The following is an 18,847-nucleotide window of genomic DNA, read 5'->3' as shown; positions in this document are numbered from 1 at the left end:
AACCCGGATGGCATTTTTCCCGATGGTCTTGATATGGTCCGCCGCCCGGCAGACTTCAAGCCGTCACACGTCCCGCCCAAAAAGACTTGCCAAAACAAGGAATTGAAATGCCCCAATCCCGCAGGATCATCATCGACACTGACCCCGGCCAGGACGATGCCGTCGCCATATTGCTGGCGCTCGGCAGCGCCGAGCTGGAGATCGTCGGCATCACCGCGGTGGCCGGCAACGTGCCGTTGAAACTTACCGAAAAAAACGCCCGCAAGATCTGCGAGCTGGCCGGCCGGCCGGACGTCAAGGTCTATGCAGGCGCCATCCGGCCGCTGGCGCGCGAACTGGTCACCGCCGAGGAAGTGCATGGCAAGACCGGCCTCAACGGGCCGCAACTGCCCGAACCAAAGATGAAACTGCAGGAAGAGTATGCGGTCGATTTCATAGTCGAGACACTGATGAGGGAGGAGAGCGGCACGATCACGCTTTGCGCGCTCGGGCCGCTCACCAACATTGCGTTGGCGCTGATCCGCGAGCCGAAAATCGCGCCGCGCATCAAGGAAATCGTGCTGATGGGCGGCGGCTTCTTCGAGGGCGGCAACGTCACGCCGACCGCCGAGTTCAACATCTATGTCGATCCGCATGCCGCCGATGTCGTGTTCAAATCCGGCATTCCGATCGTGATGATGCCGCTGGACGTCACCCACAAGGCGCTGACCACCGCCAAGCGCACGAAGGCCTTCCGCAAGCTCGGCACCAGGGTCGGCACGGCCACCGCGGACATGCTGGAATTCTTCGAACGTTTCGACGAGGAGAAATACGGTACCGACGGCGGCCCGCTGCACGATCCTTGCGTGATCGCGTATCTGCTGAAGCCGAAGCTGTTCAAGGGTCGCAATTGCAATGTCAGCGTGGAAACCGCCTCGGAGCTCACCATGGGCATGACGGTGATCGACTGGTGGGGGGTGACAAAGCGGCCGAAGAACGCCATGGTGATGCGCGACATCGACCATGATGCGTTTTTCGCGCTGTTGCTGGAAAGGCTGGGGCGGCTTTAGCGCCGTCTTTCATTCCCGAAGCAGACGATACGTTTCGGTGTCGTTCATGCGACGCTGTCGCTCGATCAAAACTTGCGAGCCGATGGCGCGCGGCGCGCGCGGGTCGCCATACACGAACACCAGGAGGTTACTTTCTTCGAGACGGATTCCATAGAGATAGCGGAATCCGTCACCGACCGCCCCTTCAGCATTGAGGACGTTAACCACCGTGCCTGTCACGCGCTCCACATCGACGATGGGGCTGCTCCGCCTTGCAATCAGTGCACCGATTGCCAAAATGCAGACGCCCACCACAAGGCTGGTGATAATGACGCCCCGGAGGTTTTCCCGCAGTATCAACAAGGTGAAGGCCAGCCGCGCTCTTGCCATGGTTCAACTTGCAAACCGGTAAAAGACGAAGCCATTGTCGCGCGTGACGCGCTCGATGCCAACGCGCGAGCCGATCAGATGCGGGAGGTCGTCGTAAACGAGGACCGTCGAACCGTTCTCAAGGACCAGCAGATATTGGATATTGCGCCCTTTACCCTGTCCACTTTTGATCGTTGCATCGACCGGGTCGACCGACCGGATCGGACTTGCGTCATTCGCCCATTTGTTCAGAGCCGACGGAACCATCGCCGCGAACAAAGCGATGGACAGGATCACGCCAAACGCGTTCCTTTTCAAATCCGCGTAAGTCCACGGCATAGACATGAATCCCCAACTGTTGATCCATCTGGTGGCCTGAAGGCCGACTTTCAATCGGCCTTCCTATTCCAGGATGTTGCTGTTGGCGTCGCCGGGCTCGCGGCCGTTACTTCGCCTTGGAACAGGCCAGCCACAGGCCGCCGCCGACCAGGAAGCTGCCGCTGATCCTCGACAAGAGCTTGACGCGGCCGGCCGACAGCAGACGCCCGGCGCGGCCGGCGGCCAGCGCGTAGGTCGAATCCGAGACGGCGGCGAAGATCATCGCGGTGAGACCCATGACGCCGATCTGTAACGCGTAATTGCCTTCAGGCGCGATGAACTGCGGAAAGAAGGCGCCGAAGAACACTAGCGTCTTTGGATTGCTGATCGCCACCAGCAGCCCCTGCAAAAAGAAGCCGCCACGCGGCTTTTTTGCCGATCCGTCGGCGTTAAGCTTGCCTTTCGAGCGGAACATCTGCACGCCCATCCAGATCAGGTAAGCGGCGCCGATCAGCCGGACCCATTCGAACCAGTGTCCCATGCCGGCGATCAGTGAGGTCAGCCCGATGCCGACAATGGCGATCATGATGGCCAGCCCGGCCTGGGTGCCGGCGACATTGGCGAGCCCGGCGCGCGAGCCGTGGCGGATGCTGTTGGCAATGATCAGCGTCACCGTCGGCCCCGGCACCAGGATGATGACGATGCAGGCGACGACATAGGTGGCGTAGAGTTCCAGCGACATTTTTTCCCTCCACAGATGCCGCGCGTGCGGCGCGCTGTCGCGATCAATGCATGACGATGAGTTGCGTGCAAGTCGGCGAGGCGCCGACAATGCGGAGCTGATTTCAGCAGGCGCCGGCCTGCCATGGCAGCGTTGCCTCATAGGCGGCAGCCGCCCTCAGCACGGAGAGGTCACCGCGCGGCCGCCCGATCAATTGCATGCCCATTGGCCGGCCCCTGGCGTCGAAGCCCGCCGGTACGTTGACCGCCGGGCAGCCGCCCATCGCGGCGAGCGCTGAGACCTGCATCCAGCGGTGATAGCTGTCCATGGCACGCCCGGCCACTTCCCTTGGCCAGTGGGTGACGACATCGAAGGGAAAGACCTGTGCGGCTGGCAGCGCAATCAGGTCGAAACGCTCGAAGAGCGATAGCAGTATTCGGTGCCAGGACGAGCGCCTCACCGTGGCGGCATGGATCTGCGGCGCGGTGAGGCGCAGTGCATGTTCCACCTCCCAAACGGCCTCCGGCTTCAGCAGACTTCGTTTCAGGAGATCGTCGTAATGCGCCTTGAGTGCACAACCGCTGCTCGCCTGGCGAAGCGTTACAAAGGCTTGCCACAGCGCTTCGAAGTCGAATTCCGGCATCAGCAGCTCGGCCTCGAAGGATACATCCGCGAACCGGCCGAGTGCTGCCTCGCAAAGCTGTAGAATGCCTGCTTCAACCGGCAGATGGCCGTTAAGATCGCCGAGCCAGGCGATGCGCCCGCCGGCCGCCGGTGCTTCCAGCCCTTCGAGGAACGAGCCTGGCTTATCATGCGACAGCGGCGCGCGAGGATGATAGCCGGCCTGAACGTCGAGCAGCAGCGCCATGTCCCGCACGTTACGCCCCATCGGCCCTTCGACGCCCATCTGCGCATGAAACACATCAAGGTCAGGGCCAGCCGGCACCAATCCCTGCGACGGGCGGAAGCCATAGACATTGTTGTAGGCAGCGGGATTGCGCAGGGAACCGCCAAAATCGCTGCCATCGGCAACGGGAACCATGTCGAGCGCCAGCGCGACCGCCGCACCGCCGCTCGAGCCGCCGGCGGTCAGCGCCGGGTCAAATGCGTTGAGCGTCTGTCCGAACACGGTGTTGTAGGTGTTGGAGCCGAGCCCGAATTCGGGAACGTTGGTCTTGCCGATGATGATCGCGCCGGCCTTGCGGACGCGCTCGACGAAGAAGTCGTCTTCCTCAGGCACAAAATCGGCGAAGATCGGCGAGCCGAAGGTGGTTCTCAGGCCGTTTGTCAGCGAAAGATCCTTAATCGCGATCGGCAGGCCGAACAGCGATCCGGTATCTCCTCCTCGCGCCAGATGGGCGTCAGCGCTGTCGGCCTCGCGCAGGATGTCGGCACGCTCACGCAATGAAACGATAGCGTTGACCAGCGGGTTCACCGCCTCGATCCTGTCGAGGCATGCCGCGACCACTTCGCGCACCGAAAGCTGCCGGCGCCTGATCTTCCCGGCAAGCTCCACGGCAGACAGGCGGCAGATGTCGCCGGCGGGCGGCACCGCATGCTTGGTCGTCGGGCGCATCGCTGTCATCCGGCTTCAGCCTGTAGATTTCTGCAGGGCGGCATCGACGTCCCTGGCCAGCGGGATGGCCGGCTGTGCACCGGCTTTCAGGCAGGCCAGCGAACCGGCTGCGGCAGCGCGGGCAAGCGCCTGGTCGAGCGGCAGGCCGGCTGCCAGCCCGGCTGCAAAATAGCCGCAGAACGTGTCGCCGGCACCGACCGTGTCGAGCGGGGTGATCTTCAGCGCCGGAACCATCAGGAGATCGTCCGGCGTTGCCGCCAGAACGCCGTCCGAGCCAAGCGTGACGACGATGGTGCGGCCGGTTCTCGCGGCATAGTCGCGCATCCGTGCCGGGCGGTCGCGGCCATTCAACGACAGCGCCTCGCCATAGAGGTCGAACTCGGTTTCGTTGGCGACGAGATAGTCGGCCTTGCCGAGGAAGCCGGCCGCGTCGCCATGGAAAGGTGCGGTGTTGAGCACGGTCATCGCGGCGGCTGTCCTTGCCGCGTCGAGTGCTGCCTCGACGGTCTGCAGCGGGATCTCCAGTTGCAGCAGCACGACGTCGCCGTTTTTTACGAAAGCCTTGGAAAGGTCACCCGGCACGACCGAATCATTGGCGCCCGGCACAACGGCGATCACGTTCTCGCCGTCGGCGCCGACCATGATCAACGCGGTACCGGTCGAGGCAAAGGTCTCGCCGACGCCGGACAGGTCGATCTTGCCGTCGCGCAGCAGCGCCAGAGCGTCGCTGGCGAAGCTGTCCTTGCCGACCGCGCCGACCATGCGCACCTTGGCGCCGGCGCGGGCGGCGGCCAGCGCCTGGTTGGCGCCCTTGCCGCCGGGGGCAGTAGCGAAACCGGAGCCGCGCACGGTCTCGCCGGGACCGGGCAAGCGGTCGACACTTGCGATGAGATCGAGATTGATGGAGCCGATGACGACGATCAAGAAGTGCCTCCCGCTAGCGCATACCACTCTAATTGCGCGGGAAGCTACTCCGTAAGATCGCTGCTTGTCACCCTAGCGGTCCTTGCATCGCTCGTGTCGTTCCATTCGTTGGCTATTCAAGAAGAGACCTGTCCCGCCTCCCAGCCGAGGATGGCGCGTTTGCGGGTCAGGCCCCAATGGTAGCCGGTGAGTGCGCCGGACTTGCCGAGAGCCCGGTGGCACGGCACGACGAAGGACATCGGATTGGCACCGACCGCGGCACCGACAGCCCGGCTGGCACTCGGTGCGCCGATGCGCGCGGCGATCGAGGAATAGGTGCAGGCCTGGCCCATCGGAATACGCAGCAAGGCCTCCCAGACACGGACCTGGAAGTCTGTGCCGATCATGACGACGCGCAGCGGCTGGTCGGCGCGCCACAGCGACGGATCGAAGATGCGCGCGGCATAGGGCGCCGTCGCCGCCATGTCCTCGACATAGGTCGCATTCGGCCAGCGGCTGGACATGTCGGCAAAGGCCGCACGCTCGCCGCCGGGATCGTTGAAGGCGAGGCCGGCAAGGCCGCGGTCCGTCACCATGATCAGCGCGATGCCGAAAGGTGAGATATGATAGCCGTAGCGGATGGTGAGCCCTGCGCCGCGGGTCTTGTAATCGCCCGGCGACATCGCTTCGTGGGTGACGAACAGATCGTGCAGCCGGCCTGGGCCGGACATGCCGAGTTCGAACGAGGTTTCAAGCAGCGGCATGCCGGCATCGAGCAGCTTGCGCGCATGATCGAGGGTGACGGCCTGCAGAAAAGCCTTGGGCGACAGGCCGGCCCAGCGGGTGAACAGCTTCTGCAGCCCGGTCGGCGTCTCGCCGACCTCCTCGGCCAGCACTTCCAACGAAGGCTGGTCGCGATAGTCGAGGCTGATCTTTTCGATGGCACGACGGACGATTTCGTAGTCTCCACCTTCAGGCGTGATGTCTTTCTGAAGGATTGCTGTCGTTTTGAGAGGCATTTGGGCGTTCATGGCAGTATCTCCTTGAGTGCGAATATCGTCCTTCGCGGCGCCGATCACCACCCGAAACTTGCTTTCCCGCAGCATGTACCCAGATAGAGTCGGCTTTGAATGGGAAGGACGGTCGTGGCTGGTGAAAAAGTAAACTTGACCGGGGCAAAGGAGACTTTGCTTTTGACACTTTACGGCAAGGCGCTGGAGAGCCGGCTGCCCAATTCGCTGCTCAGGGACTACTTTGCCGACGAGGCGGTGCGCAACATCGATTATGATTTCTCACGGCTCAAGGTCGACAACAATCTCGGCATCGGTCTAGCAATCAGGGCAAAGACGCTGGACGTCTGCGTTCAGGACTTTCTCGCCCGAAATCCTGACGCCATCGTACTGCATCTCGGGTGTGGGCTCGATACGCGCATATTCCGTATCGACCCGCCAGCCGGCGTGGACTGGTTCGACGTCGACTATCCCGAAGTCATCGATCTCAGGCGCAAGCTCTATCCAGTGCGGGATCACTACCATCTGATCGCTTCGTCGGTCACCGAACCTGGATGGCTGAACAAAGTACCTCGGGATCGCCCGGCCATAGTCGTGGCGGAAGGCCTGACTCCCTACCTGGGTGCCGAGGAGGGGCAGCAACTGTTTTCTCGTTTGGTGGGACATCTTTCGAGCGGCGAACTGGTTTTCGATGCCTATAGTCGCCTGGGACTGAAGATCATTCGCCTCAATTCCTCCTTCCGCGCCACCGGCGCCGAGGTCCACTGGAGCATCGAGAACCCGCATGAATTGGAGCGAGCCGTTCCGAAGCTGCGGTTCGTCGAGGACATCCCTGCCTATAAGCCGGAACATGCCGCTCGCATGCGCTGGTTCGCGAAACTGTTCGTTCGCCTTTGGAAATACATTCCAGCATTGCGCAAGATCGGCAGGCTGTTGCGCTATCGGTTCTGAAACGCTGGCTCAGCGCGCCTTGGCGGCTGCCAGAGCGCGCGAAAATGCGGTGGCAAAACTTTCGCGGTCGGCAGGGTTGAGGAAGCCGCCGATCGAGACGGTTTTTCCTTGCGCCTCGACCGCCATTCTGGTGATGCCGATCTCGGCGTGGCGGGCGATCGAAAAGCGCGCCCAGAACGGATTGAAGCGGTGTGCTTCCGATTTGCCTGACGGGGCAGTCTTGCGGATGTCGAGGCTGGTGCGCGACACCGATACCTCCTCGCGAGCCCGGGCGGCACGATAATTGGCGCGGAAGGCGATGTAGACGGCGATCACGTCGAGGCCGAAGAAGCCGAACACCGGCCAGGCGCCGCGCGACAGAAAAAAAGCTCCGGTCACCAGCCAGCCGAACAGCAGGGCGCCCATCAGGATGGCAAAGCCGGTCTTGCCCAGCGACCGGTGCGGTGTCAGCAGCGCCTGGAAAAATGGCTCGTCGGCCTGAAATGAGGCGTTTGTGTCGCTCATTGGGGAATATTATAGGAAGGCAATGACAAGCCCCAAGCCCAAAAACTCTTCTGCGCTAAAAAAAGACCTGTTGCCCGGCCGCCGCGACGGCTCGAACGTCAAGCCGCGTCCGCGGCCGGCGAGATCGCGGGCGCTTTACAGCGCGGCCGAGGTGCATGAGATTTTCCGGCGCTTTTCCGTTCAGCGGCCGGAACCGAGGGGCGAGCTCGAACATATCAACGCCTTCACGCTGTTGGTGGCGGTGGTGCTTTCGGCTCAGGCGACGGACGCCGGCGTCAACAAGGCGACGCGGGCGCTGTTCAAAATCGCCGACACGCCGCAAAAGATGCTGGCGCTAGGCGAGGCCAAGCTCGGCGACCATATCCGCACCATCGGGCTATGGCGCAACAAGGCCAAGAACGTCATCGCGCTGTCGGAGGCGCTGATCCGCGACCATGGCGGCGAGGTGCCTGAGGATCGCGATCAACTGGTCGAGCTGCCGGGTGTCGGCCGCAAGACCGCCAACGTCGTGCTCAACGTGGCATTCGGCCAGCATACGATGGCGGTCGACACGCACATCTTCCGCATCGGTAACAGGCTCGGCCTGGCGCCGGGCAAGACGCCGGAACAGGTCGAGCAAGGTTTCCTGAAGATCATTCCGGATGAATATATGCGGCACGCGCATCATTGGCTGATCCTGCACGGCCGCTATGTCTGCAAGGCGCGCAAGCCGGATTGCCCGGCCTGCGTCATCGCCGATATCTGCAAGGCCAAGGAAAAGACGACCAGCGTGCCTGCACCGCTGGTCGAGATCGCGCCGCTCGGGCCAGTAGAAGCGGCTACTGAGTCAGTGCCCGGCAAGTGACTCTGAAGTTCCTCGTATGTGGCGCCGTCCACATTCAGGAACTCTCCTCGACGAACACCTCCTCGCGCTTCTTCCTGACCGCGGGGAGAAACACGATGACGAGCACGGCAAGCGCGATGAGGAGCAGGCTGGCGCTGATCGGCCGCGTCACGAAGGTGCTCGGATCGCCGCGCGAGAGGATCATGGCGCGGCGTAGGTTTTCCTCGAGCAGCGGGCCGAGCACGAAGCCGAGCAGCAGCGGCGCAGGTTCGCAGCGCAGCTTGGTCAGGAGGTAGCCAAGCAAGCCGAAGAAGGCGACGGCATAGAGGTCGTAGACGTTGGTGTTGACGCTGTAAACGCCGATCGAGCAGAACGCCATGATGATCGGGAAGAGCACATAGTAGGGGATGGTAAGAAGTTTCACCCAAAGCCCGATCAGCGGCAGGTTCAAGATGATCAGCATCAGATTGCCGATCCACATCGAGGTGATGATACCCCAAAACAGTGCAGGCTGTTCGATGGCGACATTGGGGCCGGGCACGATGCCCTGGATGATCATCGCGCCGATCATCAGCGCCATTACCGGGTTGGCCGGAATGCCGAGCGTCAGCATCGGGATGAAGGAGGTTTGGGCGCCGGCATTGTTGGCCGATTCCGGTCCGGCGACGCCTTCGATGGCGCCCTTGCCGAATTCCCCGGGATTTTTCGAGACACGTTTTTCGACGGTGTAGGAGGCAAAGGCGGCAAGGATCGCGCCGCCTCCCGGCAGGATGCCGAGCGCCGAACCGATGATCGTTCCGCGCACGATGGGAGCCGCCATGCGCCGAAAATCTTCGCGGGTCGGCATAAGGCCGGAGATCTTTCGGATCAGCACGGAACGCTCATGCTCGTTTTCGAGGTTGCGCAGTATCTCGGCGACGCCGAAGACACCGACCGCCACTGCGACGAAATTCAGCCCGTCGGCATATTCGCGGATACCGAGTGTGAAGCGGGGCGTACCGGTGTAGATATCGGTGCCGACAAGTCCCAGCAGCAGGCCGAGCACGACCATAGCCAGCGCCTTGACGATCGAGCCGTGGGCGAGCGCGACGGACGAGACCAGGCCGACGATCATCAGCGAAAAATACTCGGCCGCGCCGAATCTCAGCGCTATCGCCGTCAGCGGTGGGGCAAAGATGGCGACGAGGAAGGTCGACACCGTGCCGGCAAAGAACGAGCCTATCGCCGCGGTCGCCAGGGCTGCTCCGGCGCGGCCGTTCCTGGCCATCTGATAGCCGTCGATTGCGGTGACGGCCGACGAGGATTCGCCGGGCATGTTGATGAGAATGGCGGTGGTCGAGCCGCCATACTGCGCGCCGTAATAGATACCGGCGAGCATGATGAGAGAGGAAACCGGGTCGCCGATCTGGAAGGTGATCGGCAACAGCATGGCGATGGTTGCGGTGGCACCGATGCCGGGCAGAACGCCAATCAGCGTGCCGAGAAGGACGCCGATCAGGCAGAAACCGAGGTTTGCCAAAGATGTGGCTGTCGAAAAGCCGAGTGCGAGGTTGTTGAGGAGTTCCATTTCATCTCCTCACAACGACAGTGGCAACCACGGGCCGAAACGCCGAAACGGCAGGCCGAGTGCGTAGCTGAAGACGACGAATGCGAACAGCGTCAGGCCGGCTGACAGCACGAGTGCAGTCAGCGGCTTCATACGGCCGCTACCGAAAGATGCGATCAGCGCCGTCAGGAAGATCGACGGGATGAAGCCGAGGCCGCGCACCGTCAGGCCGAAGAAGATCGGAGCAGGCAGGATGAACAGCATGCCGCGCCACGCAATGTAACCGATCGGCTCACTCTCGAAGCGCACTGCCTCGACTAGGATGACGGCGCCGAGCAGAATGAGCACGATCGCCAGAACCAGGGGGAAATAGCCCGGCCCCATGCGAAAGGCGGTGCCGATTTCGAGGCCCAGCGACTGCAGCGCGAAAAAGGCGCCAATAAAGATCAACAGCGCGGCGCATATGCCGTTGGTTCTGTCGATTGCGAAAGGTTTCATGGCGTCCTCCCGGCCCGCCTCACGGGCGTGCCGATGCCGGTGTAAAAACGGGGCGCTGGCGGCGCCCCGTTGAAAACCTTTAGTCGGCGTACTGGCCGGCCGCTTCGATGATCGGCTTCCAGCGCGCAATCTCACTTTCCAGCTTGGCCTTGAGCGCGGCCGGCGTGGCATCGGCCTCGGGCGACGGCTTGGTGCCGAGTTCGGCAAATCGGGCGACGACGTTCTGGTCCTTCAGCGCCACCTGCAGAGATTTCGACAGGCGTTCGGTGATCTCGGCCGGCGTGCCCTTGGGTGCATAGATGCCGTGCCAGATGCCGACCTGCACCTGGGGAAGACCGGCCTCTATCGTCGTCGGCACGTCCGGCAGCACGTCTAGCCGTTGCGGCGAGGTTACGGCATAAGCCTTGATCGTGCCGCCCTGGATCTGCTTGGTGGTATTGGTCGTCTGGTCGCACATGATGTCGACCTGGCCGCCGAGAAGATCGGTCATGGCCGGGCCGGTGCCCTTGTAGGGTACGGTGACCAGCGGCGTGCCGATGGCGCTCATAAACAGCATGCCGCACAGATGCGAGGCGGCACCGATCCCGGCATTGGCAACGGTGATGCTGTCCTTGTTGGCCTTGGCGTAGTCGACCAGCCCCTTCAGATCGGTCGGCTCGAGGTCCTTGCGGCCGACGATGGTCATCGGCACCTCGGTGACGAGGCCGACATATTCGAATGCGTTCAGCGTGTCGTAGGCGAGCTTTCTGTAGAGCGTAGCACTTGTCGCCATGCCGATGTGATGGAGGAGCAGCGTGTAGCCGTCAGGCTCGGCATTTGCGACGCGGCCGGCGCCCAGTGTGCCGCCGGCGCCGCCGACATTCTCGACGATGACCTGCTGGCCGAGGTCCTTCGACATGGCTTCCGCGACAAGACGCGTGACGGTGTCAGTAGGGCCGCCGGCCGAAAACGGCACGACAATGGTGATGGTGCGTTCGGGGTAGGTCTGCGCGCCAGCGGCCGGTGGGTAAAGCATGGCGGCCGCAGCGACAGCCAGCGCGGCGACGAATTTTCTCATCGTGATTCCTCCCATGATACGAATTACCAACCGCTGCGTGGAGTTCCTCTCAAAACTGACTGTAGATGGAGCAATAACTAGCGCAACCCGACAAATGACAATCGGGCTCAAACGGCAAACTGCACGTCTATCCGCGCAAATGAGTGGGAAGGCTGGGCCGTGCGATGCCCTTCCTCCAACCTATGCTAGTAGCCATAGCCGCGCGCCATCGCCGCCGCGAACACCGGGATCAAGAGGAAGATGAAGGCCGCGGTGCGGACATAGGTGCGAACGGACGCTAGCTCCGCCGCAGGCACCTGGAAGCCGGAACTGGCGCTCGCCTGCCTGTTCCAGGACAGGAATCGGACGGTCGGGATAATCGACAACAGGCCGACAATTGCGAAAGCGGCCATCTTTGCCCAGAACATCCAGTTGTAGACGTAGAATTCCCAGCCCTTGAGACCATAGATGACGCGGCCGATGCCGGCGACGATGATCAGCATGGCGATGATGCCGTAGTGGCGATCGATGCCGACAAGCCGCTTCAGCGTCGCGGCGGACAAGTCGCTGCGGATCAGGACGAACTCGGCGCCGATGATGCCTGCCAGCGAAAACACCAGCAGATGATGGAAGATGGCAAGCACAAGGTCGGTGGTGTCCATGCTGTTCCCCTCTGTCGGACGGCAGCGCCGAAACCGAACGCACGTGAACCAATACTGGCGAAAAATAACACTGCTTGGCAGAATTCACATCAGCCTGGAAGATAATCTACACAGCCTTGGCTCTTGTTTTACGCAACGGATTTTGATTCCCCGTCTCATGCATGTCGCTGTCCTAACCGTTGGATGACCTGCATTAGGCACCGGCAACACAACCGAGACATGACCATGGCCAGTCCGCATACAATTGTCGCCCCAGTGATTGAGACCTCTCGCACGGTCCTGCGGCCGCACCGGCTGGACGATTTCGACGCCTATGTCGCAATGTGGGCCGATCCCGTCGTCACCCGTTTTATCGGCGGCAAGCCGCGCACGCGGGAGGAAAGCTGGATGCGTTTCCTGCGCCATGCCGGCCTGTGGTCGCTTCTGGGCTACGGCTTCTGGGCGATCGAGGAAAAGGCGACCGGCCGCTTCATCGGCGAGGCCGGCTTTCACGATCTGAAACGCGACATGACGCCGTCGATCGAGGGCATTCCGGAGGCCGGCTGGGCTCTGGTTTCGGGCGTGCATGGCCAGGGGTTGGCCAGCGAAGTCGTCGCACGGGTGCTTGCCTGGGGCGATGAGGCATTTGCAGCCGCGAAGACCGTCTGCATCATCGATCCGGAAAACACCGGCTCGCTGAACGTCGCGGCAAAATGCGGTTATGGCGAAGTGCTGCGAACCGTCTACCAAGGCAAGCCGACCATCCTGCTGGAGCGGCAACCCTGACGGATGCTGTTTGGCACTGCCTGCCACGTCGTCTTCGGGCGTCCGGTCCGCCAGCCTGAAAATCGCGCAGGCCGATTGTGCCGCATGCGGCGTGTTCTGTCTTTGACAGGAGGACGCAAACTCTGCATGAATTTTATCGAGCGGGTCTGAAGTCAGGCCACGTTTCTGGCAGGCACCGGAGGAGGTGTCGCGATTTGGAGGAATCCCATGCTGAACAGACGCCGATTCTTGATGAGCACCGCGGCAGCAGGTGCTGCCGGACTCGCGCAATCGCATTTTATCCCCGCCTTCGCGCAGGACGCGCCGCAGCTGCAGATTTTCGTGCCGGCGGCGCCAGGCGGCGGCTGGGACCAGACGGCGCGCGCCATGGACCAGGTGCTGCGCAGTGAAAAACTGATCTCCGGCTCGCAGATCACCAATGTCGGCGGCGCCGGCGGTACTGTCGGCCTGCCGCAATTCGTCAATCAGTGGAAGGGCAAGGGCAATGCGCTGATGGTGGCTGGCATGGTCATGGTCGGCGCGATCATCGCCAACAAGGCGGCTAACAACCTTACCGAGGTCACGCCAATCGCCCGCCTTACTGGCGAGTTCGAGGCGCTTGTGGTGCCGGCCGCCTCGCCGTTCAAGACGGCCGCGGACTTTGTCGCTGCTCTCAAGGCTGACCCGACGCAGGTTCCGGTTGCTGGCGGTTCGGCCGGCGGCTCGGACCATATATTGTTCGGCCTCATCGCCAAGACCGTTGGTGTTCCGGCCACCAATCTTTCCTATGTGCCGTTCGCCGGCGGCGGCGAGGCGCTTTCGGCGCTGCTCGGCAACCAGGTCGCGGCCGGCATCTCCGGCTATGGCGAGTTCGCCGAACAGGTCAAGGCGGGTGCGCTGCGGCTGCTGGCCATCTCCGCGGACAAACGCCAGGAGGGGATCGATGCGCCGACGATGAAGGAAGCCGGCATAGATGTCGAGCTGTTCAACTGGCGTGGCGTCTTCGCACCGCCCGGCGTCTCGGACGCCGACAAGGCAGCAATGATCAAGCTGATCGAGACCATGGCCAAGAGCGACGCCTGGGCCACCGAATGCAAGAACCGCAACTGGACGCAGATCCTGCTCACCGGTGACGATTATGCGAAATTCGTCGCAGAAGACACGGCCCGCATCGGGACGATCCTCAAGGACCTCGGCCTAGCGTGATGCTCTCGGCAAGGGGCGGCAGCCTGCGCCAACCCTTGCCGACTTTCGCCAGCCGCATGGACATACGCGGCGCCGGAGGTGAAACTACGCCGAGATCGGCCGAGTGAGACCGGTCCAAGGAGAACCGGCCCGAAGGGACCGACATTGGGAGGACGATGATGAGCACCAGCGACCAGCCGGCGCCGCCGCGCCTTGCAGTGCCCGAACTGCTGATCGGCGTCGGGCTCCTCGCCTGTGCCGGTGCGGTTGCCTGGCAGACGCTGGCAATCCCGGTGTCGCCGCTCTATTCCAAGGTCGGTCCGACCGTCTTTCCCTACATCACCATGACCGGGATGATGATCCTGTCGCTGCTGCTCATCATTGCCGCCTTGCGGGGCGGATGGCAGCCGGAGGACGAAAAGGAGACGCCGACCGACTGGAAGGCGATGGGCATCGTCGCCCTCGGACTGATCGCCAATCTGGTGCTAATCCAGCGGCTCGGCTTTACCGCTGCATCTGTCATCATGTTCGTTCTCATCTGCCACGGTTTCGGCAGCCGGCGTCCGCTGCGTGACGTGCTGCTCGGGCTGATCCTGGCGCTGGCCGCCTATTTCGGCTTTGCCAGGGCGCTTGGCGTCAATATCGGCGCCGGCTTCATCGAAAACCAGCTGAACGCGATCGTCGATTCGGTCGTTGCCATGCTGAGGGGCTGACGCCATGGAAACGCTCGGCCATCTCGCGCACGGATTTTCGGTCGCCTTCTCGCCGATCAATCTCATATGGTGCCTGGTCGGCACCACGCTGGGGACTGCGATCGGCGTGCTGCCCGGCCTCGGGCCGGCACTGACCATCGCGCTGCTGTTGCCGATCACCTATCAGGTGGCGCCGGAGGCGTCCTTCATCCTGTTTGCCGGCATCTACTACGGCGCCATGTATGGCGGCTCGACGACATCGATCCTGCTCAACACGCCTGGCGAAAGCGCCACCATCGTCACCGCGCTGGAAGGCAACCGGATGGCCCGCTCCGGCCGCGGCGGTGCGGCCCTGGCGACCTCGGCGATCGGCTCCTTCGTCGCCGGCACGCTGGGCACCATCGGCGTTGCCTTCCTGGCGCCGATCGTCGTCAAATTCGCGCTGGCCTTCGGCCCGGCCGAATATTTCTCGCTGATGGTGCTGGCCTTCATCACGGTTTCGGCAGTGCTCGGCTCGTCGTCGGTGCGCGGCCTGACCAGCCTGTTCGTCGGCTTCGTCGTCGGCATGATAGGCGTCGACCTGCAGACGGGGCAGCCGCGCTTCACCTTCGGCACGAGCGAATTGCTCGACGGCGTCGACGTCATCGTCGTCGCCGTTGGCCTGTTCGCCGTTGGCGAGACGCTTTACATGGCCTCGCGCCGTTATGCCGGTAAGGACGATATCGTGCCGTTGAAAGGGTCGCTCTATATGACCGCGGCCGAATGGTCGCGCTCGTGGAGGCCATGGCTGCGCGGCGCCCTGATCGGCTTCCCGATAGGCGCCATGCCGGCCGGCGGCGCCGAAATCCCGACCTTCCTGTCCTATGCGATCGAGAAGAAACTCTCCAGACACAAGGAGGAGTTCGGCACCGTCGGCGCCATCGAGGGCGTTGCCGGGCCGGAGGCCGCCAACAATGCATCCGCGGCCGGCGTGCTGGTGCCGATGCTGACGCTCGGCCTGCCGACCTCGGCGACGGCCGCGATCATGCTGTCGGCGTTCCAGAGCTACGGTATCAATCCGGGGCCGCTGCTGCTGACGACACAGGCCGACCTGGTGTGGGGGCTGATCGCCAGCCTGTTCATCGCCAATTTCATCCTCGTCGTCCTCAACCTGCCGCTGATCGGGCTCTGGGTGCGATTGCTGAAGATCCCGGCCCCGCAACTCTATGCCGGCATCCTGGTGTTCGCCACGGTTGGCACTTACGGCATCTCGCAATCGCCGATCGACCTCGTCATCCTCTATCTGCTCGGTGCCGCCGGCTTTCTGATGCGGCGTTTCGATTTCCCGACCGCGCCCGTCATCATCGGCATGATTCTCGGGCCGCTTGCGGAAACGCAGTTCCGCCGCGCGATGACCATCTCCAACGGCGATTGGACGGTGTTCTACAAGCATCCGCTGTCGCTGACGCTGCTGACGCTGGCCTTCATCGGGCTGGTTGGACCGCATATCTGGGCCTACATCGAGCACAGACGCATGCGTGGACCGGAGCACGTGCCGGGCGATGCCTGAGCTGTTCGTGACGTCATGACAGACCTGCTTTCCGGCATCCGCGTTCTTGACCTGACCAATGTGCTGGCCGGCCCCTATTGCGCCTACCAGCTGGCGTTGCTCGGGGCCGACGTCATCAAGGTCGAGACGCCGCAAGGCGGTGATCTGGCGCGCCAGCTCGGCGCCTCGCCGGAGCTCAACCGGGCGGGCATGGGCGCTTCGTTCCTGGCGCAGAATGCCGGCAAACGCTCGGTGGCGCTCGATCTCAAGCAGGAGGCCGGCCGCGAACGCTTCCTCGATCTGGTCGCTTCGGCCGACGCGCTGGTCGAGAATTTCCGCCCCGGCGTAATGGACCGGCTGGGGCTTGGCCATGCCAGGCTGAAGGAGGTCCGGCCAAGCCTTGTCTATTGTGCGATATCGGGCTTCGGCCAGACCGGGCCGATGCGCGACAATCCAGCCTACGACCAGATCATCCAGGGTCTTTCCGGGATTATGAGCATCACCGGTACACCGGAAACGGCGCCGCTGCGTGTCGGCTATCCGGTTGCCGATACGCTTGGCGGGCTGGTCGGGGCGTTCGCCATTACCGCCGCATTGGTCAAGCAGAAGACGACAGGCGAGGGCGCGTTCCTGGACGTGTCGATGCTCGAATGCACGCTTTCTGCGCTCGGCTGGCCGGTGTCGAACTATCTGACGGCGGACGTCGAGCCGCAGCCGATGGGCAATGAAAACATGACGGCCGCACCGTCTGGCGCGTTTCGCACCGGCGACGGCTTGCTCAACATCGCAGCCAACAAGCAGGAGCAGTTCATCGCGCTGTGCCGATTGATCGGCCGGCCGGAGCTGGCCTCGGATGTCCGCTTTGCCGAGCGAGAAACGCGCAAGCAGAACCGCATTGCATTGAAAGCGCTGATCGAGGATGCCTTGGCGAGCGGCTCGGCCGCCGCCTGGGAGGAGACGTTCAATCGCGCCGGCGTGCCGGCAGGCCGGGTGCTGACAATCCCGCAGATACTGCAGGAGCAACAGGTGATCGAGCGCGGCATGACGGCGCGCTTCCAGGCTGTGTCCGGAATGGACAAGCCGCTGACCGTGGTGCGCGGCGGCTTCATGGTCGATGGCAAGGCACCTTTGCCGAGCAGGCCGCCGCCGGGGCTGGGCGAGCATATGGACGAGGTTTTTGCCGACCTGCCGCCACGCGCCAAGAAAAGAGCGAAGGCATGAGCGGAACGCAAAACAAGACTGGTCGCGCGCGCGGCGAGGAATGGTGGCAGACCGGCATCATCGAGATGCGCCCCGGCGTCATCCGGCTGCGCGGCTATGAAATCCAGGATCTGATCGGTCGCGTCAGCTTTCCGGCAATGATCTGGCTCATGCTGCGCGGCGAAACGCCAAGCGAGGAGCAGGCGGCGCTGCTTGGCATCGCGCTGGGTGCTGCCGTCGACCATGGGCCGCAGGCGCCGTCGATCGCCATCGCCCGTATGGCGATCACCTGCGGCGTCGGCATCAACAGCGCCATGGCATCAGCCGTCAACGTGCTTGGCGATGTGCATGGCGGCGCCGGCGAACAGGCGCTTTCCTTCTACGGAGACATCGCTGCCGAACTGGACGCCGGCATGCCGCTTGCGGACGCCGTGTCGGCGCGGCTCGATCGTTTCCTTGCCGGGGAAAACGGTTATGTGCCCGGGCTCGGCCATCGTTTCCATCCGGTCGACCCGCGGGCGCCCCGCCTCATCGAGCTAACCCGCGACTTTGCCGCGCGCGGCATCGTCAGCGGGCGCTTCGCCGATATCGCCGAGGCGATCGAGGCCGAGGTGGCGCGGCGCAAGGGCAAAAAAATCCCGCTCAATATCGACGGCGCCACGGCCGTCATCTACGGCGAGCTCGGCTTTCCGCCGCCGCTGACGCGCGGCCTTTTCGTGCTGTCGCGCTCGGTCGGCATCCTCGCACATGCGTGGGAACAGTCGCAGGAAAGCGACCGCAACAAGGGGCCGCTGCCGCGCGAATGGCTGTGGGCCTATACCGGCACGCCGGCGCGGCCTCTGCCCGAGGAAGACGATGGCAGTCAGTGAGGCATCGGTTCAAGAGACGGCGGCGGCGGGCGCTGGGACCAATTCCATCCCGACACAGTCGGGGCAGGCCTCCATCTTCTATTGAGCGGGATCTTTTCCGAACGCCGGACTCTGCTTTTTGGGATTATGCTCCAACTCGGCAATCCTGATGTTCCTCACCAGCGTCGAAAGATCCGGCTCGTCGATCAGCACCGCCGCGTCGGTCGGCGTCAGCCATGCCCGCTGACGCCTCTTGGATTCCTGCCAGTCGGCAAGCTCCTCGGTTACTTCCAGCAAATAGACGACGACGTCGACGCGAACGAAGCGGTTCGCCAGCCGCTTCCAGTAGTGGTAGGTGCCGGCCGGCTGTTTCAGTGTCTTGCCGAGAACACCGGCTTCTTCCTGTGCTTCGATGGTGGCCGCCTTGCGGCCGCTCTTGCCCTTCATCGGCCAGCCCTTCGGCACGATGAAGCGCCTCGTCGTTCGCGATGTGACCAGCATCACCTCGACATCGCCATGCTCGTTCAGCCGAAAGGGAATCGCCGCGACCTGGCGAACCCCGTCGCCCTTCCTTGCCTTGCGTACAACCTTCTTCTTGCTGGCTGCCATTCGATAATCCAGTCGAATCGGTGCCCAGACGGCAAGGGCAGCGTTGCAAACTCGCTCGCTTTCAATGGGGCGCAGGCGGAGCGGTTTCCCCAGTAT

The 18,847-nt window shown here is 63.1% G+C and carries 21 protein-coding genes; 9 read left to right on the top strand and 12 right to left on the bottom strand.

Annotated features, from left to right (window positions below; translation table 11 throughout):
• Window positions 1-107 precede the first annotated feature (107 nt).
• Window positions 108-1,049, top strand: a complete 942-nt coding sequence (locus tag NKI17_RS22525) for a nucleoside hydrolase (RefSeq protein ID WP_352453985.1) — start codon at window positions 108-110, stop codon at window positions 1,047-1,049.
• 9 nt (window positions 1,050-1,058) lie between these two features.
• Here NKI17_RS22525 and NKI17_RS22520 read toward each other — a convergent pair whose 3' ends face one another.
• From NKI17_RS22520 to NKI17_RS22495, 6 genes are all read right to left on the bottom strand, one after another.
• Window positions 1,059-1,418: a hypothetical protein gene (locus NKI17_RS22520; RefSeq protein WP_352577452.1), complete on the bottom strand. Its 360-nt coding sequence runs from the start codon at window positions 1,416-1,418 to the stop codon at window positions 1,059-1,061.
• Window positions 1,419-1,421: 3 nt separating this feature from the next.
• On the bottom strand, window positions 1,422-1,790 hold the full coding sequence (locus NKI17_RS22515) for a hypothetical protein (protein WP_352906814.1): 369 nt from the start codon (window positions 1,788-1,790) through the stop codon (window positions 1,422-1,424).
• Between the two features lie 52 nt (window positions 1,791-1,842).
• Window positions 1,843-2,457, bottom strand: a complete 615-nt coding sequence (locus NKI17_RS22510; protein ID WP_352644100.1) for a LysE family translocator — start codon at window positions 2,455-2,457, stop codon at window positions 1,843-1,845.
• Between the two features lie 103 nt (window positions 2,458-2,560).
• Window positions 2,561-4,021: an amidase gene (locus tag NKI17_RS22505; protein ID WP_352755082.1), complete on the bottom strand. Its 1,461-nt coding sequence runs from the start codon at window positions 4,019-4,021 to the stop codon at window positions 2,561-2,563.
• A gap of 6 nt (window positions 4,022-4,027) precedes the next feature.
• Complete coding sequence (locus tag NKI17_RS22500; RefSeq protein ID WP_352588331.1) at window positions 4,028-4,936, bottom strand: ribokinase; 909 nt, start codon at window positions 4,934-4,936, stop codon at window positions 4,028-4,030.
• Window positions 4,937-5,052: 116 nt separating this feature from the next.
• Window positions 5,053-5,946, bottom strand: a complete 894-nt coding sequence (locus tag NKI17_RS22495) for a methylated-DNA--[protein]-cysteine S-methyltransferase (protein ID WP_352453988.1) — start codon at window positions 5,944-5,946, stop codon at window positions 5,053-5,055.
• A 162-nt stretch (window positions 5,947-6,108) separates the two neighbouring features.
• On the opposite strand from NKI17_RS22495, the gene NKI17_RS22490 reads away from it, so the two are divergent.
• Window positions 6,109-6,876, top strand: a complete 768-nt coding sequence (locus tag NKI17_RS22490) for a class I SAM-dependent methyltransferase (RefSeq protein WP_352576236.1) — start codon at window positions 6,109-6,111, stop codon at window positions 6,874-6,876.
• A gap of 9 nt (window positions 6,877-6,885) precedes the next feature.
• Here the strand turns inward: NKI17_RS22490 and NKI17_RS22485 are convergent, their stop codons facing one another.
• Window positions 6,886-7,380, bottom strand: a complete 495-nt coding sequence (locus tag NKI17_RS22485) for a DUF2244 domain-containing protein (protein WP_023675281.1) — start codon at window positions 7,378-7,380, stop codon at window positions 6,886-6,888.
• Between the two features lie 22 nt (window positions 7,381-7,402).
• On the opposite strand from NKI17_RS22485, the gene nth reads away from it, so the two are divergent.
• Window positions 7,403-8,224 (top strand): endonuclease III, encoded by an 822-nt coding sequence (gene nth / locus NKI17_RS22480; RefSeq protein WP_023675282.1) that lies wholly within the window; start codon window positions 7,403-7,405, stop codon window positions 8,222-8,224.
• A 34-nt stretch (window positions 8,225-8,258) separates the two neighbouring features.
• Here the strand turns inward: nth and NKI17_RS22475 are convergent, their stop codons facing one another.
• From NKI17_RS22475 to NKI17_RS22460, 4 genes are all read right to left on the bottom strand, one after another.
• Entirely contained in the window at window positions 8,259-9,770 is a 1,512-nt protein-coding gene (locus tag NKI17_RS22475) for a tripartite tricarboxylate transporter permease (RefSeq protein WP_352588322.1), read from the bottom strand.
• A 9-nt stretch (window positions 9,771-9,779) separates the two neighbouring features.
• Window positions 9,780-10,247: a tripartite tricarboxylate transporter TctB family protein gene (locus NKI17_RS22470; protein ID WP_352568215.1), complete on the bottom strand. Its 468-nt coding sequence runs from the start codon at window positions 10,245-10,247 to the stop codon at window positions 9,780-9,782.
• A gap of 79 nt (window positions 10,248-10,326) precedes the next feature.
• The gene (locus NKI17_RS22465) at window positions 10,327-11,304 is read right to left on the bottom strand and encodes a tripartite tricarboxylate transporter substrate-binding protein (RefSeq protein WP_352453992.1); all 978 of its coding nucleotides are present in this window, start codon (window positions 11,302-11,304) and stop codon (window positions 10,327-10,329) included.
• 185 nt (window positions 11,305-11,489) lie between these two features.
• Window positions 11,490-11,945 carry a DUF2214 family protein gene (locus tag NKI17_RS22460; RefSeq protein WP_352453993.1) on the bottom strand — a complete coding sequence of 152 codons (456 nt, stop codon included), beginning with the start codon at window positions 11,943-11,945 and terminating at the stop codon, window positions 11,490-11,492.
• A 225-nt stretch (window positions 11,946-12,170) separates the two neighbouring features.
• Here NKI17_RS22460 and NKI17_RS22455 point away from each other — a divergent pair, with 225 nt between their 5' ends.
• The 6 genes from NKI17_RS22455 (at window position 12,171) to NKI17_RS22430 (ending at window position 18,163) form a co-directional block, all read left to right on the top strand.
• Window positions 12,171-12,710: a GNAT family N-acetyltransferase gene (locus tag NKI17_RS22455; RefSeq protein ID WP_352576228.1), complete on the top strand. Its 540-nt coding sequence runs from the start codon at window positions 12,171-12,173 to the stop codon at window positions 12,708-12,710.
• Window positions 12,711-12,917: 207 nt separating this feature from the next.
• Window positions 12,918-13,895, top strand: coding sequence for a Bug family tripartite tricarboxylate transporter substrate binding protein (locus NKI17_RS22450; protein WP_352576226.1), 978 nt, complete (start codon window positions 12,918-12,920; stop codon window positions 13,893-13,895).
• Between the two features lie 158 nt (window positions 13,896-14,053).
• On the top strand, window positions 14,054-14,587 hold the full coding sequence (locus NKI17_RS22445) for a tripartite tricarboxylate transporter TctB family protein (RefSeq protein WP_352906813.1): 534 nt from the start codon (window positions 14,054-14,056) through the stop codon (window positions 14,585-14,587).
• Window positions 14,588-14,591: 4 nt separating this feature from the next.
• Entirely contained in the window at window positions 14,592-16,115 is a 1,524-nt protein-coding gene (locus NKI17_RS22440; protein ID WP_352568211.1) for a tripartite tricarboxylate transporter permease, read from the top strand.
• A gap of 15 nt (window positions 16,116-16,130) precedes the next feature.
• Window positions 16,131-17,315: a CaiB/BaiF CoA transferase family protein gene (locus tag NKI17_RS22435; RefSeq protein WP_352568210.1), complete on the top strand. Its 1,185-nt coding sequence runs from the start codon at window positions 16,131-16,133 to the stop codon at window positions 17,313-17,315.
• Window positions 17,312-18,163: a citryl-CoA lyase gene (locus tag NKI17_RS22430; protein WP_352465928.1), complete on the top strand. Its 852-nt coding sequence runs from the start codon at window positions 17,312-17,314 to the stop codon at window positions 18,161-18,163. The genes NKI17_RS22435 and NKI17_RS22430 overlap by 4 nt, the downstream gene beginning before the upstream one ends.
• 78 nt (window positions 18,164-18,241) lie before the next feature.
• Here NKI17_RS22430 and NKI17_RS22425 read toward each other — a convergent pair whose 3' ends face one another.
• Entirely contained in the window at window positions 18,242-18,751 is a 510-nt protein-coding gene (locus tag NKI17_RS22425; protein WP_352755073.1) for an NUDIX hydrolase, read from the bottom strand.
• Window positions 18,752-18,847: the final 96 nt, after the last annotated feature.

This window comes from Mesorhizobium sp. M0816 (assembly GCF_040320005.1).
In the GTDB taxonomy this organism is placed as follows: Bacteria; Pseudomonadota; Alphaproteobacteria; order Rhizobiales; family Rhizobiaceae; genus Mesorhizobium.
Note: the sequence above shows the minus strand (reverse complement) of the source record. Positions and strands in the feature narration are given on the sequence as shown.